The organism is Flavobacterium frigidimaris (assembly GCF_002217275.1).
In the GTDB taxonomy this organism is placed as follows: Bacteria; Bacteroidota; Bacteroidia; order Flavobacteriales; family Flavobacteriaceae; genus Flavobacterium; species Flavobacterium aquidurense.
Map to the genome: position 1 here is coordinate 50,253 of NZ_MUGV01000011.1, position 15,693 is coordinate 65,945.

16 protein-coding genes are annotated in these 15,693 nt (G+C 33.7%); 10 read left to right on the forward strand and 6 right to left on the reverse strand.

Features of this window, described 5'->3' with window-relative positions:
- Positions 1 to 80: 80 nt before the first annotated feature.
- The 6 genes from B0A65_RS05590 to B0A65_RS05615 all read right to left on the reverse strand — a co-directional run bounded on the left by B0A65_RS05590 (position 81) and on the right by B0A65_RS05615 (position 6,321).
- On the reverse strand, positions 81 to 1,127 hold the full coding sequence (locus B0A65_RS05590; RefSeq protein WP_074659507.1) for an endonuclease/exonuclease/phosphatase family protein: 1,047 nt from the start codon (positions 1,125 to 1,127) through the stop codon (positions 81 to 83).
- A gap of 18 nt (positions 1,128 to 1,145) precedes the next feature.
- The gene (locus B0A65_RS05595) at positions 1,146 to 2,009 is read right to left on the reverse strand and encodes a rhomboid family protein (protein ID WP_074659506.1); all 864 of its coding nucleotides are present in this window, start codon (positions 2,007 to 2,009) and stop codon (positions 1,146 to 1,148) included.
- Positions 2,010 to 2,052: 43 nt separating this feature from the next.
- Positions 2,053 to 2,802, reverse strand: coding sequence for a rhomboid family intramembrane serine protease (locus B0A65_RS05600; RefSeq protein WP_083370428.1), 750 nt, complete (start codon positions 2,800 to 2,802; stop codon positions 2,053 to 2,055).
- A complete protein-coding gene (gene mutL / locus B0A65_RS05605; RefSeq protein WP_074659505.1) occupies positions 2,799 to 4,712 on the reverse strand; it encodes a DNA mismatch repair endonuclease MutL in 1,914 nt (637 codons plus the stop codon). The genes B0A65_RS05600 and mutL overlap by 4 nt, the downstream gene beginning before the upstream one ends.
- Before the next feature lie 175 nt (positions 4,713 to 4,887).
- Complete coding sequence (ribH, locus tag B0A65_RS05610) at positions 4,888 to 5,460, reverse strand: 6,7-dimethyl-8-ribityllumazine synthase (RefSeq protein WP_074659504.1); 573 nt, start codon at positions 5,458 to 5,460, stop codon at positions 4,888 to 4,890.
- A gap of 81 nt (positions 5,461 to 5,541) precedes the next feature.
- Complete coding sequence (locus B0A65_RS05615; protein ID WP_074659503.1) at positions 5,542 to 6,321, reverse strand: tetratricopeptide repeat protein; 780 nt, start codon at positions 6,319 to 6,321, stop codon at positions 5,542 to 5,544.
- 389 nt (positions 6,322 to 6,710) lie between these two features.
- Here B0A65_RS05615 and recF point away from each other — a divergent pair, with 389 nt between their 5' ends.
- From recF to B0A65_RS05665, 10 genes are all read left to right on the forward strand, one after another.
- Positions 6,711 to 7,790, forward strand: coding sequence for a DNA replication/repair protein RecF (recF, locus tag B0A65_RS05620; protein ID WP_074659502.1), 1,080 nt, complete (start codon positions 6,711 to 6,713; stop codon positions 7,788 to 7,790).
- Between the two features lie 169 nt (positions 7,791 to 7,959).
- Positions 7,960 to 8,658, forward strand: coding sequence for a thioredoxin (gene trxA / locus B0A65_RS05625; RefSeq protein ID WP_074659685.1), 699 nt, complete (start codon positions 7,960 to 7,962; stop codon positions 8,656 to 8,658).
- 9 nt (positions 8,659 to 8,667) lie between these two features.
- On the forward strand, positions 8,668 to 9,345 hold the full coding sequence (locus B0A65_RS05630) for a DUF2461 domain-containing protein (RefSeq protein WP_074659501.1): 678 nt from the start codon (positions 8,668 to 8,670) through the stop codon (positions 9,343 to 9,345).
- A 110-nt stretch (positions 9,346 to 9,455) separates the two neighbouring features.
- Positions 9,456 to 10,514 (forward strand): glycosyltransferase, encoded by a 1,059-nt coding sequence (locus tag B0A65_RS05635; RefSeq protein WP_074659500.1) that lies wholly within the window; start codon positions 9,456 to 9,458, stop codon positions 10,512 to 10,514.
- Between the two features lie 219 nt (positions 10,515 to 10,733).
- Positions 10,734 to 11,747 carry a UDP-N-acetylmuramate dehydrogenase gene (gene murB / locus B0A65_RS05640; protein ID WP_074659499.1) on the forward strand — a complete coding sequence of 338 codons (1,014 nt, stop codon included), beginning with the start codon at positions 10,734 to 10,736 and terminating at the stop codon, positions 11,745 to 11,747.
- 146 nt (positions 11,748 to 11,893) lie between these two features.
- Positions 11,894 to 12,352, forward strand: a complete 459-nt coding sequence (locus B0A65_RS05645; RefSeq protein ID WP_074659498.1) for a GNAT family N-acetyltransferase — start codon at positions 11,894 to 11,896, stop codon at positions 12,350 to 12,352.
- Between the two features lie 9 nt (positions 12,353 to 12,361).
- On the forward strand, positions 12,362 to 12,976 hold the full coding sequence (locus B0A65_RS05650) for an FMN-binding negative transcriptional regulator (protein WP_074659497.1): 615 nt from the start codon (positions 12,362 to 12,364) through the stop codon (positions 12,974 to 12,976).
- A gap of 83 nt (positions 12,977 to 13,059) precedes the next feature.
- Positions 13,060 to 14,166 (forward strand): glycosyltransferase, encoded by a 1,107-nt coding sequence (locus B0A65_RS05655; protein WP_074659496.1) that lies wholly within the window; start codon positions 13,060 to 13,062, stop codon positions 14,164 to 14,166.
- On the forward strand, positions 14,157 to 14,708 hold the full coding sequence (locus B0A65_RS05660; RefSeq protein ID WP_074659495.1) for an RNA polymerase sigma factor: 552 nt from the start codon (positions 14,157 to 14,159) through the stop codon (positions 14,706 to 14,708). Before B0A65_RS05655 ends, B0A65_RS05660 begins: the two co-directional genes overlap by 10 nt.
- 154 nt (positions 14,709 to 14,862) lie before the next feature.
- A complete protein-coding gene (locus B0A65_RS05665) occupies positions 14,863 to 15,690 on the forward strand; it encodes an energy transducer TonB (RefSeq protein ID WP_074659494.1) in 828 nt (275 codons plus the stop codon).
- Positions 15,691 to 15,693 lie beyond the last annotated feature (3 nt).

Here is a 15,693-nt window from a genome sequence, read left to right on the forward strand (position 1 = left end):
TAAAACTCCTAAAGTTTATTCTTCAACATTGTGGGCTTTTGCGTAAAACCTTTGCTTTCTTTACAGTTAAACTGAAGAACTTACTCAATCGAAAGTCTCGTCATAATTGGATAATGATCTGAATTTTCGAAATCAGAAAAGCTTTCAAATTGTTTGACTTTCATTTTACTGTCTGCAAAAATATAGTCTATTCGTGCTGGGTAATAACGGAATTTATAAGTAGCTCCAAAGCCTCCCCCTGCCTCTTCGAAAGTATCTTTCAGTTTTCCTTTTATATTTCGGTATACATAGGAGAACGGACTATTATTCATATCTCCACAAATGATAATTGGATTTTTACACTGCTTAATATTTTCTTTAAACATTTCGGCTTGTTCTTGCTGTTGCCTAAAACCTTTACTGATTCTGGTATAAATTAGCTGTGATTTTTGCTGATTTACATTATCAATATCATTTGAAATTTTAGCAACATCAGGAGAAATTTTAATAGACTGCAGGTGCATATTATAGACACGAATCACATCTTTACCACGTTTTATATCAGCATATATCACATTATTATCTGAATTGGGAAAAATAATATTCCCTTCATACAAAATTGGAAATTTAGAAAAAATGGCCTGACCCGTTTTAATCTGATTTCCATCAATAAATATATAACGGTGCGGGTACACTTTCAAATCTATATGAGCTGAATTCGAATATTCCTGAATACACAAAATATCCGGATCTTTTTCATCAATAAAGGCTTTAATATTGGATGGAATATCATCGCGATCCAGCCATTTAAAAACATTAAAAAGACGTACATTATAACTCATTACAGAGAAATCTTTTTCGTCCTTGACATACTCTTTTGCCGAGAATTTGTAAAACTTACTGATGAAGGTAATTCCAGTCAAGAGAACCAAACCAGATAATATAAGACGTTTTTTAAACTGAATAGCCCAATATATAAAGAAGAGCGCATTCAGCACAAAAAAAGCGGGCATAAACAATGTAAGCACCGATAAAAGCGGAAAGCTCTTAGGTGCTAGAAAAGGTAAAATATAGACGCTAAATGTAAGCACAGTCAGCACTATATTCAAAAAGAACATTATCTTATTAAACCATGAAAGGTTTTTCATATTTTCTTGCTAAAAGGATTATTTTCCAGCTTTAAATAAAAACTCTTTTTCTTCTTTTGTCAGACAATCATAACCAGACTGGCTGATTTTGTCTAAAATTTCGTCAATTTGTTGCTGCGTTTTGTCTTTCGTAACAATTCTTGACGTCACTTTTTCTGTAGGTTTTTGATAATTTTTATGAACTTTTTTGAATGGGGTCGAAGGGGATTTTTTAAATAGATTTGCGAAGAAATCGAGGGTTCTGGAAATCACAATACTCAAATCGGTTCCGTTTTGAAGCAATTTGATGTAAATAAATCCGAACAAAGCGCCGGCTAAATGCGAAATATGGCCACCCATATTTTCTAAACGAAGCTGCATTAAATCCAGAATTAAAATTACAGCCGTAATATGCCACAATTTTACATTCCCGATTAATAACAAACGAACACTCATTAGGGGCTGATAGGTTGTTGCTGCCACCAAAATAGCCATAATTGCGGCAGAAGCACCAACTATGGATGCGGAATAGCCTAAAAAGTAATAACTTAATACGAAAACAATTCCTGCGAAAATAGCACTTAAGATATACAATCCTAAATATTGTTTTTGCGTGAAAAAGGTCAGGAATAGCTGGCTCGCAAAATTCAAAACCATCATATTAAACAACAAATGTAAAAATGACGAATGAAAAAAGGCATAGGTTAAAAGTGTCCAGGGTCTGAATAAAAAACTATTTGGATCTGATGATAAAGCCAACCAATCCGGATAAGCAAAACCGCCACCCGAATATTGATAGAAAAACACCAAAGAAATCAGGAAACACGCAATATTCCAGTAAATAACACGCAGCGCAATTCCTCCTATTTTATATTGTAGTTTTAAATCATCTAAAATATTCATAAAGTTTCCTTTGTTTTTTAGTTTCCGATATTAAAGTTAAAAATTAATTCCAACGATTACTATTAAACTGATTTTTTTTCCAGTACCACATAATTAAAAAACCAGTTAGAGCTCCTCCAATATGTGCAAAATGGGCAATTCCGGTACCTCCACTTCCAAATAGAGAACTTCCTCTAAATCCTAGAAACAAATCTATTGCTAAAATTCCCGGAACAAAATATTTGGCCTTAACTGGAATTGGGATAAACATTATACCTAATTCAGCATTAGGAAACATAAAAGCAAAAGCAGTAAGCAAACCATAAATAGCTCCTGAAGCACCCACAACTGTTCCCATATACGCATCAGTAAAAGCACTAAATTGTGAAACAGAAACTAAATCCTGCCATCTTGTATCTATTTTACCTTCACTTAAAAGTTTCAAAATTTCCTCTTTTTGAAAACCATTGGCCGTTAAAGTGCTTAAAGTATCCTGAAAAGAATAATAATTCACGGCTGTATGCAACAGTGCTGAACCCAAACCACAGGAAATATAAAAAAACAAGAATTTTTTACCGCCCCAAAAATGTTCAAGAGCAGATCCAAAAGAAACCATGGCAAACATATTAAAAGCAATATGCATAATACCACCATGCATAAACATATGGGTTATAGGCTGCCAAGCTCCAAAATGAGGATTTTCAGGAAAAAACATTGCTAAATATTCGTAAGAAACCGGCACAAGCTGTGAACCAATAAAAAAGATAATATTGATTATTAATAGTTGTTTTACAACTGGAGTCATGTTCATCATATGGCAAACTTTTTATCTATATCTTCAACACGCATTGTGATGAAAGTAGGTTTTTGAAAAGGTGAAATATTTGGATCTTTACAGGCAAACAATCCGTTTACCAAATTATCTTGTTCTTTTTCGGTTAAATAAGATCCTGTTTTAACCGCTAAACTTTTAGCCATTGATTTAGCAATAGTATCATTCTGACTGTAACTACTCGCCGGAATTCCGTCTTGCAAATCACTTAATAATTGTTCGATTACTAAGGAAACTTCGCTTTCTGTAATGTTTACAGGAATTCCTGAAATTACTATATGATCGGTCTGTGCATCTTCAAAAACAAAACCTGTTGTTTCTAATGAAGGTTTCAATTCTTCAATCAATGTCATTTCATCTGAAGAATAAAACAAATTCAAAGGAAATAATAATTGTTGACTCGAAGCTTGATTTACCGTCATATTTAGTAAAAATTGTTCGTATAAAACACGTTGGTGAGCCCGTTGCTGATCAACGATAACCATTCCTGATTTTATTGGCGAAACAATATATTTTTTATGAATTTGATACGTTTTCTGACTTGCTGTTTCAACCTCATCATCATTAAATAGAGACGAAGTTACTTCTTCATTTTCAAAATTAAAAGGCGAGCTTTCGATACTTTCGGTATCCAAACCTACATACAAACTTTCCCAACTTGTGGTTGGCTCTACTCTTTTTGAATATCCGGAATAAGAATTTGATCCTGAACTAAAACTGGAACCAGAAGAAGATCCAGATCCAGAAGAACCCGATTTTGTATAATGCTGATTCGTTTTATCATCCGTAAACGGATTAAAAGTACCATCAACCTGAATTGTAGGTGTTTCAGCCTCTAAATCTTTATAATGGTATGGCGTATCTAAATTGGCATCTCGATCAAAATCTAAAACCGGAGCTACATTAAACTGCCCTAAACTATGTTTTATAGAAGCTCTTAAAATAGCATACAAAGCTTGTTCATCATCAAACTTAATCTCCGTTTTAGTTGGGTGGATATTGATATCAATAGTGTTTGGCGGAACTTGCAGATATAGGAAATAACTCGGTTGCGAACCGTCTTTTAAAAGTCCGTCATAAGCCGCTATTACCGCGTGATGCAAGTAACCGCTTTTGATGAAACGATCGTTTACAAAAAAGAATTGTTCTCCTCTATTTTTCTTGGCAAATTCAGGCTTGCAAACAAATCCCTGAACATTGATAATCTCGGTATCTTCATTAACCGGAACTAATTTTTCATTGGTTTTTCCGGAGAAAATTCCAACAACGCGCTGGCGATAACCAGCAGCGGGTAAATTGTACATTTCGCTACCGTTATGATAAAATGTAAAATGAATATTTGGATGCGCCAAAGCTACACGCTGAAATTCATCCATAACATGACGAAATTCAACTGTATCTGATTTTAAGAAGTTACGACGGGCAGGAATATTAAAAAACAGATTTTTAACCGCAAATGAAGTTCCTTTTGGCAAAACGGCCACTTCTTGCGAAACAAATTTACTCCCTTCGATTATAATATGAGTTCCCAGTTCCTCCTGATCTTGCTTGGTTTTCATTTCCATGTGCGCAATCGCAGCAATAGAAGCCAAAGCCTCTCCGCGAAAACCTTTTGTACATAAGGAAAACAAATCTTCTGCCTGGCGGATTTTTGAAGTAGCATGACGTTCAAAGCACAAACGTGCATCGGTCACACTCATTCCTTTACCATTATCGATAACCTGAACTAATGATTTTCCGGCGTCTTTAATAATTAATTTAATGTCGGTTGCGTCAGCATCAACAGCATTTTCTAAAAGCTCTTTTACGACTGAAGCTGGTCTTTGAACCACTTCTCCAGCAGCAATTTGATTAGCAACGTGATCAGGAAGTAATTGAATTATACTCGACATTTAAAATTTTAGATTGTAGATTAACGATTTAAGATTTGATTTGAAATCTAAACCAAGGTGTACAAATTTAATGAATTTCCATTGGCTTTTTGAATAAGTACTGTCATAAAAAAAACAAAAAACCTATACTATTTTACACAGTATAGGTTTTAGTTTTTTTTAAAACAATTGTGTTTTATTCGTTCTCGATTTTTATTGGTGTTTCTTCAATTTGGATTGCACCTGAAGCTAATAGAGGCTGGTTAAAAGGATGTGACATCGAAGCCTGCTGACGAATATACGCCATCTTAATTGCTGCAATTGCCGCTTCAGTTCCTTTGTTTCCGTGAACTCCTCCACTTCTATCAATTGATTGTTGCATGTTATTATCTGTCAAAACACAAAAAATAACCGGAATATCTGTTTGAACATTTAGGTCTTTAATTCCTTGTGTAACACCTTCGCATACAAAGTCAAAATGTTTTGTTTCTCCCTGGATTACACATCCAATTACAATAACCGCATCAACATTTTGTGTTTGCAACATTTTCTTTGCGCCATAGATCAGCTCAAAACTTCCTGGTACATTCCAGCGAATAATTTGCTGTGCTGGAACATCACAATCAATTAAGGCATCAAAAGCGCCATTGTAAAGTCCTTCTGTAATGGTTTCGTTCCATTCAGAAACAACAATCCCAAATCGAAAGTCTTTCGCATTTGGGATCGTGTTTTTATCGTATTCTGATAAATTTTTATTTTCGGTAGCCATCTGTACTATTTTAGATTTTTGATTTCAGAATTTAAATTCTTAATTACAAATCTACAATCTTAAATCTAAAGTCTAAAATTTTTATTGTGCTAATCCAATCAATACATCAACAGAAGCTGCTTCCGGAGTTGCATCGAAGTTTTCTTTAATATCAGTTAAATATTTCAAAGCGTCTTCTTTTTGACCTAAAGCCAAAGCCGTTTTACCTGCTTTTAATAAGAAACGAGGCGTTGTAAAATCATTTTTATTTGATTCAGCCGCTTTTACATAATAGTCAAGAGCTTCTTTTTGTTGATTTTTTTGAGAATAAGCATCTCCGATAGCACCTTTAGCCAAAGCACTTAAAATCATATCATCAGATTTAAAGTTACCTAAGTATTTAATAGCGTCATCAAATTTACCTGTATTCAAATAAGCCATACCAGCATAGTAATTTGCTAAGTTTCCAGCATCTGTTCCAGAATATTCATCAGCAATTTTCACAAATCCGAATTTACCTTCAGATCCATTCAATGCTAATTTATATAATGAATCACTTGCAACACCGTCTGTAGCTTTTTGGAAATTTTGTTGAGCAACAAACATTTCATTTGCAGCCTCATCTTGCTTAGGCGCTTCGATAAATTTTTGGTAAGCCAAATATCCAATAGTAGCAACCGCAATACCAGCAACTAAACCAATAATGATTTTTTGATTTTTAGCAACCCAATCCTCAGTTCTTGAAGCAGTTTCATCTAATTTAGAAAAAACTCCAGCAGTTGTACTGTCTTTTTCGTCAATGATTACCTGTGTTTCTTCAGTTACTTCTTTAACTTCCTTCTCTTTTGGTGCTTTATATCCTCTTTTATTGTAAGTAGCCATTTAAAATTAATTTAGTGAACGGCAAAAATAAAATTTTTATTGAAACTGAGGTAAAAAAAATCAATTTTATCACTATTTTAAAAAAAATATTTTTCCGAATGCTAAGTCCTTTCTTCTGAGCACTAAAATAATTCATCTTGAAACACGCCAAAAGCCTTTTATATCAATAATTTTCGATAATTTGCACCCTCAATTTTTTGATGTTCCAAAACGCAGATTTTCCAGGCTAATACTCAAATTTTAGCCACAGATTTCACAGATTCTCACAGATTGCAAAAGGTTTTCACAGTATTTAGCAGAAAAAATCCTTTAAAATCTTTTAATCTGTGGCAAAAAACAAAATCTCGCCTATAAAAACTTCAAATTTTACCCTTAGAGTTCCTTAAAAAATGCATTTAAACAAAATTTCTTTATTCAATTATAAAAATTTCTCCGAAGTCAGTTTTGATTTTGACCACAAGATCAATTGTTTTGTTGGTAAAAACGGCATTGGCAAAACTAATGTGCTCGATGCAATCTATCATTTGGCTTATGGGAAAAGCTATTTTAATCCGCTAGCGGTTCAAAATATCAAACACGGAGAAGAGTTTTTTGTGATTGATGCCGAATTAGAAAAAAATGACAGAACAGAACAAATTGTCTGCAGTTTAAAAAAAGGACAAAAGAAGGTCTTAAAAAGAAACGGTAAAGCTTACGACAAATTCTCAGATCATATCGGATTCATTCCGCTTGTAATTATTTCGCCTGCAGATCGCGATTTAATTGTAGAAGGAAGCGAGACGCGCCGTAAATTTATGGATAGCGTGATTTCTCAATTAGATTCTACTTACCTGCATCAGCTTATTCAATATCAAAAAATAATTGTGCAACGAAATGCGCTTTTGAAGTATTTTGCTCTCAACCATACCTTCGACAATGATACCTTATCTATATATAATGAGCAATTAAATAGTTTTGGACAATCTATTTTTGAAAAACGAAAAGATTTCCTGGAACAGTTTATACCTATATTTAATGTACATCATCAGGCCATTACAGGATCTGAAGAAACCGTTCAATTGGTTTATGAAAGCCATTTGTATGAAAAAGACTTGTTAACTCTTTTACAGGAAAATATTAATAAAGACCGGGCACTTCATTATACAAGTGTCGGAATCCATAAAGATGATTTATCTTTTGAAATCGATTCTTATCCAATAAAGAAATTTGGCTCTCAAGGGCAGCAGAAATCTTTTTTGATTGCTTTAAAACTGGCTCAATTTGAATTTTTAAAGAAACAAAGCGGGGTAAAACCACTTTTGCTTTTTGATGATATTTTTGACAAACTGGACGAAACCCGTGTTTCGAAAATTATCGAAATGGTAAATAGCGAAACTTTCGGCCAGCTTTTTATTTCAGACACACATCCGGAGCGTACCGAAGCAATTGTAAAATCTACGCATCAGAGTTATAAGATATTCAATTTGTAGTTTTTGTTTCAGGTTTCAAGTTTCAAGTTTCAGGTTTCAAGTTTCAGGTTTCCAAGCATGACGTTTGAAACTGCAAGCCTCATCTCTAAATTGATTTTACCATTCTGTTATGAAATCAAAATTGAAAAATCATTACTTTAGCAATACTTTATTTTTAAAATTAAATATCATGAAATTCCCCAAAATTTTATTGCTTATAACTTCGATTCTATTGTTCTCTTGCAACGACCAAAAAGCAAAACCTTTTGAATCTATTGCGCCGAAAGAATTTGCAGAAAAAATTAAGACAACTGAAAATCCTCAAATTTTAGACGTTAGAACTCCCGAAGAATTTGGATCGGAACATATTGACAATGCAGTAAACGTAAACTGGAATAGTGATGATTTTACAGCTAAAGCCGAATCTTATGATAAATCAAAACCTGTTTTCGTTTATTGTTTAAGCGGAGGAAGAAGTAAAAAAGCAGCGGCAAAACTTCAGGAACTTGGTTTTACCACAATTTATGAACTAGACGGCGGATTCTTAAACTGGAGCGAAGAAGGATTATCGAATCCATCGAAAGCTCAGGTCGGAATGACGATGAATGATTTCAATGATTTATTAAATACGGACAAAAAAGTTTTAGTCGATTTTTATGCCGAATGGTGTGGACCTTGCAAACAAATGGAACCATATATGCTGAAAATGCAAAAAGAAATGGCAGACAAAGTTGTTATTATCCGAATTGATGTGGACAAAAACAAATCTTTGGCAGCAACGATGAAAATCACTTCGCTTCCTACTATTTTGATTTACGAGAATAAGGCAGTTCAAAAGAAAATAATAGGCCTTACTTCTGAACAAAACTTAAAAGAACAACTGCAATAAAAACTAAATATGCTAACGAAAGAATCATTGCAATTTTTAGACGATTTAAAAAAGAACAACAATAGAGATTGGTTTCAGGACAATAAAAAACGATACGAGATTTTCAAAAAAGATTATCATCAATTGGTTAGTGATTTTCTGGATGTAATGAAACCGCTTGATCCTTCTTTGGAATTATTGGAGGTTAAAAACTGTACATTCCGAATCAATCGTGACATTCGATTCTCTAAAGACAAATCTCCCTATAAAGCGCATTTGGGAGTTTGGATGTCTACCGGCGCAAAAGGGGCTAACAGGGCGGGATACTATGTCCATATTGAAAAAGGTGCGAGTTTTATTGCTGGTGGATTTTATTCGCCCGAAGCGGAAGACTTGAAAAAAGTACGAAAAGAAATTGCCTTTTTTCATGATGATTTAGAAGCTATTTTGGCTGATAAAAACTTCAAAAAAGAATTTGGAAGTTTAGATATAAACGAAACCAATTCACTTAAAAATCCACCGAGAGGTTATGAAAAAGACCATCCGGCTATTGAATTTTTAAAATTAAAAAGCTTTACGGCAACTCAAAAATATGATATTAGCGAAGTAACTCAAAAAGGTTTTGTTGCCAAAATGAGCAAGAAATTAATTGCGCTAAAACCTTTAAACGAATTCATCAATCGTGCTTTAGATACAGATGAGTTTTAACCAATCCCTACCTATTTTCCGCCACGAATTCACGAATTAGCTTAAAATAATTCGTGAATTCGTGGCGGAAAAATATAAATAGCTTCACAAATAGTTACTAAGTTTACCGAATGAAAAAAAGGAAAATACTTTTTCTGGGAGAATCGTATCGTGCGGACGCTATTACGTGGATGAAAGGTTTGAAGGAATTTGGCGATTTTGAAATTTGCACTTGGGAACTTCAAACACCAAATACTTCAAAAGGCAACCGATTCAAACGTATTTTAGAATACTGCTTCTCTCCTATTTCTATTCGAAAAACAATTAGACGCGAAAAACCGGACATGATTATTGCCGAGAGAACCACCAGCTACGGTTTTCTTGCCGCAATTTCTGGAATGCATCCGATTGCTATTGCACAACAAGGACGAACTGATTTATGGCCGGAAGGTTCTGTTTTATTACCATTTAAAAAAATCATTCAGAAACACGCTTTCAAAAAATCCGATTTAATTCACGCCTGGGGACCTGTTATGACTATTTCTATGAAAGCGATTGGTGTTGACATGAGTAAAGTTTTGGTTATCCCAAAAGGAATTGATTTGACACTTTTTACTCCTTCTATTAATAATTCAAATAAAATTGAGGCCATTGTAACGCGATCTTTACAACCGGAATATCGTCATGATTCTATTTTACTGGCATTTTCTATTTTAAACCAAAGAGGGATTGATTTTTCATTGACCATTGTGGGAGATGGAACTCGCTTATTTTATTTGAAAGATTTGGCAAAAAAATTACAAATCGAAAATAAAGTGATTTTTACAGGCAGAATTCCGAATACAGAACTTCCTAAATTATTACAGCAATCCAACATTTACATCAGCATGCCTATTACTGAGGGCGTCTCGGCCTCTTTGTTTGAGGCAATGGCTTGTAGTTGTTATCCTGTAGTTTCTGATATCGCTGGAAATCAAAGCTGGATTAGACATCGTGAAAACGGACAATTAATTACAATTGATGATGTCGAAATGCTGGCAGAGGAATTGATTTGGTCTTTTGAAAATACTGAATCCCGAAATAATGCTATCTTAGAGAATCGAAAATTTGTGGAAGAGAATGCGAATTATGATCTTAATATGAAGATTGTTGCGAATAAATATCATGAGTTACTGGATTCTCGAAAGTAATTTAACCGCAAAGTCCGCAAGGTTTTTTAACTATTGAATATGCATAAACACAAAGAAGTTCACAAAGCTTTATGAATACAAAGCTTTGTGAACTTTGCCTTTTTTCTAATACTACACATATATAAAATTTACGGACTTCGCATAAATCCTTGCAAACTTTGCGGTTAAAAAAAATTATAATCCTTACTTTTGAACTCAGATTATAAAAGCCTTTTATTTATGGAAATCAAATCCAATTTTTCTTTAAAAAACTACAATACTTTTGGTATTGAAGCCAAAGCCAAACAATTTGTTGCAGTACATTCGATTGCCGAATTGAAAACAATTTTAGAAGAAAACAAAAATGAGAAAAAATTCATTTTAGGCGGAGGAAGCAATATGCTTTTAACCCAAGACATAGACGCTTTAGTCATTCATATTGATTTAAAAGGCAAAGAAATTATTAAAGAAGATGACGATTTTGTCTGGGTTGAAAGTCAGGCCGGCGAAACCTGGCACGATTTCGTCTTGTGGACAATTGACCATAATTTTGGAGGTTTAGAAAACATGTCGCTGATTCCGGGAAATGTTGGTACAACTCCGGTTCAGAATATTGGTGCATATGGAACCGAGATTAAAGACACTTTTGTTTCTTGCGAAGCGATCAATATTGAATCTCAGGAAATGAAAACTTTCATGAATGTCGAATGCAATTTTGGATATAGAGAAAGTATTTTCAAAAATAAAATTAAAGATCAATATATCATTACATCTGTAATTTACAAACTGACAAAACGCAATCATAAAATCAATACTTCTTACGGAGATATTACGGCTGAATTGGCTAAAAACAATGTTGTTATTCCAACTTTAAAAGAGGTAAGCAACGCTGTAATCGCGATCAGACAAAGTAAATTGCCTGACCCAAAAGAATTGGGAAATAGCGGAAGCTTCTTTAAAAATCCAATTTTATTGAAATCTGATTTTGAGAAAATTCACCAGAAGTTCCCGGAAATGAAATATTATGAAATTTCAGAAACCGAAGTAAAAGTTCCGGCGGGTTGGTTAATTGAGCAGGCAGGTTTTAAAGGAAAACGTTTTGGAGATGCCGGAGTTCATAAAAATCAGGCTTTGGTTTTAGTTAATTACGGAAATGCAACTGGTCAGGAAATTTTAGCCGTTTCACGAGACGTTCAAAAAACTGTTTTTGAAACTTTCGGAATTCATATTGAAGCGGAAGTGAATGTGATCTAAAACACGGATTTACTTCGTCCGTTCGCTATCGCTCAGGTCACAAATTTTCACGAATTATTACTATTGTCAGACTTAGCGAAGTCCTTGTAAACATTTCAACTGCGCTCAATGTATCATCGTTAAAACAATCGTTTCTTTCTCAAATCATGACAGAAAATATTTCCATAAAAATCACAAATCCAAATGATGAAAAAGTTCTGGCAATTATCGAAGAATTGTCGGCAAATCTTTATCTTCGTTTTGGAAGTGATGGAAAAAATTCTTTTACTGATTGGGAATATAATGATTCGAAATTTATTTTTGCCATAGCCGAAATTGACAATGAAATTGTTGGTTGCGGAGCGATTAGACCAATTTCTGAAAACATTGGAGAAGTAAAAAGAATGTATTCTAAATATCCGGGAAAGAAAATTGGCCAGACAATTTTAGCCTTTCTAGAAAACAAAGCTAAAGCAACAGGTTACACTGATTTAATTTTAGAAACACGGGTAAAAAATCAAGAGGCTAGTCAGTTTTATAAAAAACAAGATTATAACGTAATTCCGAATTACGGAAAATATACAGATCGACCGGAAGCAATTTGTTTTGGAAAATCTTTAAAATAAAATCATAAAATGTATACACCAGAAATATACAAAAACGAAGATCCGGAATCGATCAGAACTTTTTTGAAAGAAAACAGTTTTGGAATTCTCATCAATCAGACTAACGGAAAATTGTGTGCTACTCATATCCCGATAGAACTTGAAGTAAACGCTGATGATAAAGAAATTTTGCAGGGACATATTTCCAAACTGAATCCGCAAGCAGAAGGGTTTTCAGAAAATGATCAGGTTTTGGCTGTGTTTACAGGTCCGCATAGTTATATTTCTTCTTCCTGGTACGATCACGAAAATGTACCAACATGGAATTATATAGCCGTACATGTTTATGGAAGAATTAAAATTGTTGATGAAGCGGCTTCTATAGAACAATTAAAAAAATTAGTTGACAAATATGAAGCTACTTCAGAGAATCCTGTTCGCGTTGAGAATTTGTCAGCAAAAACAATGCGAGAAGCAAGAGGCATATTTGGTTTCGAAATAGAAATTGATGAGATCCAGGCAACCAAAAAACTCTCTCAAAATCGAGATGATCACAATTATAAAAACATAATATCGGAATTAGAAAAAACCGAAAACCCTCAGGCTATTGCTGTTGCAAAAGAAATGTTGAAATGCAGAAAGTAAATTGGATTTAACCATTGAAAATTACGAATTCATAAGTACATTTGCACGCGCAAGATTCAGAAATTAAAAGACATTAAAATCAGATGCTTATAACTTTATTTTACTTCTTTATTGCTATTGTTTTTATCCAAATTTTCTACTACTTAGGAATTTTTGGAAAGTTTGCTTTCAGTAAACCACAAGAAATTACACAAAAAAAACTTCCGGTTTCCGTAATTGTCTGCGCTAAAAATGAAGAGGAAAATGTCAAAAAGTTTATTCCGTTATTAGCAGAACAAGATTATCCTGATTTTGAAATTGTATTAATTGACGATGCATCAAGTGACGAAACCTTAGAAGTTTTTGAAGAATTTGAAAGCTTATATCCAAATATCCGTCTGGTAAAAGTGCAAAATAATGAAGCTTTCTGGGGTAATAAAAAATACGCCTTAACTTTAGGAATCAAAGCTTCTAAAAAAGAATACCTTTTATTTACAGATGCTGATTGTTATCCAAATTCAAAAGATTGGATAACTGGAATGACTTCGCAATTTACCATGAACAAAACCATTGTTTTAGGGTATGGTGGCTACGAAAAGATTGAACGTTCTTTATTAAACAAAATTATTCGTTTTGAGACTGTTTTAACAGCTGTACAATATTTTTCATGGGCTAAAATTGGAGCTCCATATATGGGAGTTGGAAGAAATTTAGCCTACAAAAAAGAAGAATTTTTTAACGTTAATGGTTTTATAGATCATATTCAGGTTCGCTCAGGCGATGATGATTTGTTTATTAATCAGGCCGCAAACAAAAGCAATACTACCATTTCATATAATCCGGAAAGTTTTACTTATTCAAAACCAAAAGAATCTTATAAAGAATGGTTCACGCAAAAAAGAAGACATGTTTCTACTGCAGAGTTTTATAAATTTTTTGATAAAATGCAGTTAGGCGTTTTTTATACATCGCAATTATTATTCTTTTTATTGGTTATACTTTTATTGGCTTTCCAATTTCAATGGATTGCTGTACTGGCAATATTAGCAACACGCTATACTGTTGCGTGGACAGTAATGGGATTTTCAGCTGGAAAATTAAAAGAAAATGATCTAAAAATTTGGTTTCCGGTTGTAGAGATGGTGCTTATATTCACACAAATTAATATCTTTATAACTAATATCTTTTCAAAACCTGTACATTGGAAATAAATTCTAAAATAGAAAAAGCAAAAAAAGGCGACCAGATCGCCTTTACTTTTTTATTAGATTTTTATTGGAATGAAGTGTACGGATTTATGCTAAAACGCACTGAAAACGAAACCATTGCTGAAGATATTACCATCGAAACTTTCTCAAAAGCTTTCGATAAAATTGCTACTTACAACTCCGAATTTCAATTCAATACCTGGCTAATTGCGATCGCAAAAAATGTCTATATTGATTTATTGCGTAAAAAGAAAACCAATCTTTTTATCGAAATTACCGACTCAGAAGATCAGCAGGCATACAACATTGCCGATCCTACTCCATCTGCCGAAGATGCTTTAATTAAAGAGCAAAATTTATCTCGTTTGCTTTTATGCATCAAAGAATTAAAACCTCATTATCAGGAAGTCATTCAGTTACGTTATTTTCAGGAAATGACTTATCAGGAAATTGCCCTTAAAATTGACGAGCCTTTAAGCAACGTAAAAGTAAAGCTTCTTCGCGCTAAAAAATTATTAGCAGAAATCATTGAACGTAATAGATAATTTATTATCTTTAGGTAAAGAATAAAATATTATCTTATTTTTTCTTAAAACAATCAATTATTCACATACTAAAACAACAATACCTACGTTGTTGCTAAAACCAAAACTTTGTCGCTTATGATTTAATGTTACTTAACCTTAAAATCCATTAATCATGTCTAAATCAAACATCTACGAAACCAATTGGACCGACCTTGTTTTCGAAAACAAGAACAAAGAGTACGGCGCGTATCAATTACGCCAGGAGAATGCAAAAACCACAGTAACAGCGCTATTTATAGGACTGCTATTATTGGCAAGTCTGGGAACTGCGTCGATGTTGATTAGTAAATTAGAAACACAAGGCGCTGTAGAAACAGATCCTATTCTTGAGGAACCTATAGTTGTTACACAATTTGACAACAATCCAGTTGTTCCAAAAACACCAGAAACAATTGCGCCTCCGCAACAAACTGCGCCAGCGGCTCCGGCAACAGATCTGTCTCAATTGTCACATCCGGTTATTGTTACTCCTGATCAGGCTGTAGACAATATTGCAACTAATATCGAAAACACTCCGGTTGTAGATAATGCTACAACAGGAACTGGCACGGTAACAAATACTCTACCAACAACTGGTGGGAACGGTAGCGGTACAGAAATTGCCCCGACAACTAACGACCCTGTAAATTCTGCTGTATTAGACAAAATGCCAGAATTCCCTGGAGGAATGGCTAAATTCTATACTTATGTTGGAAACAATTTTCACAAACCAGAATTGGACGCTGAAAAAACGCTTAGAGTGTATGTTTCTTTTGTAATTGAAAGAGACGGTTCTATTACTGATATCACGGTAATAAATGATCCGGGTTATGGTTTAGGAAAAGAAGCTATCAGGGTTTTGAAATCAATAAAAACAAAATGGGTTCCTGGAATACTAAATGGAAAAACAGTACGAACAGCCTATAATCTTCCAATAACAATAAAAACGGAAGTAGAATAAAAC

Bases quoted from the DNA above. Each gene is read 5' to 3' on its own strand.
- B0A65_RS05590 (WP_074659507.1), bottom strand. From the start codon at position 1,127: ATGAAAAACCTTTCATGGTTTAATAAGATAATGTTCTTTTTGAATATA.
- B0A65_RS05595 (WP_074659506.1), bottom strand. From the start codon at position 2,009: ATGAATATTTTAGATGATTTAAAACTACAATATAAAATAGGAGGAATT.
- B0A65_RS05600 (WP_083370428.1), bottom strand. From the start codon at position 2,802: ATGATGAACATGACTCCAGTTGTAAAACAACTATTAATAATCAATATT.
- mutL (WP_074659505.1), bottom strand. From the start codon at position 4,712: ATGTCGAGTATAATTCAATTACTTCCTGATCACGTTGCTAATCAAATT.
- ribH (WP_074659504.1), bottom strand. From the start codon at position 5,460: ATGGCTACCGAAAATAAAAATTTATCAGAATACGATAAAAACACGATC.
- B0A65_RS05615 (WP_074659503.1), bottom strand. From the start codon at position 6,321: ATGGCTACTTACAATAAAAGAGGATATAAAGCACCAAAAGAGAAGGAA.
- recF (WP_074659502.1), top strand. From the start codon at position 6,711: ATGCATTTAAACAAAATTTCTTTATTCAATTATAAAAATTTCTCCGAA.
- trxA (WP_074659685.1), top strand. From the start codon at position 7,960: ATGAAATTCCCCAAAATTTTATTGCTTATAACTTCGATTCTATTGTTC.
- B0A65_RS05630 (WP_074659501.1), top strand. From the start codon at position 8,668: ATGCTAACGAAAGAATCATTGCAATTTTTAGACGATTTAAAAAAGAAC.
- B0A65_RS05635 (WP_074659500.1), top strand. From the start codon at position 9,456: ATGAAAAAAAGGAAAATACTTTTTCTGGGAGAATCGTATCGTGCGGAC.
- murB (WP_074659499.1), top strand. From the start codon at position 10,734: ATGGAAATCAAATCCAATTTTTCTTTAAAAAACTACAATACTTTTGGT.
- B0A65_RS05645 (WP_074659498.1), top strand. From the start codon at position 11,894: ATGACAGAAAATATTTCCATAAAAATCACAAATCCAAATGATGAAAAA.
- B0A65_RS05650 (WP_074659497.1), top strand. From the start codon at position 12,362: ATGTATACACCAGAAATATACAAAAACGAAGATCCGGAATCGATCAGA.
- B0A65_RS05655 (WP_074659496.1), top strand. From the start codon at position 13,060: ATGCTTATAACTTTATTTTACTTCTTTATTGCTATTGTTTTTATCCAA.
- B0A65_RS05665 (WP_074659494.1), top strand. From the start codon at position 14,863: ATGTCTAAATCAAACATCTACGAAACCAATTGGACCGACCTTGTTTTC.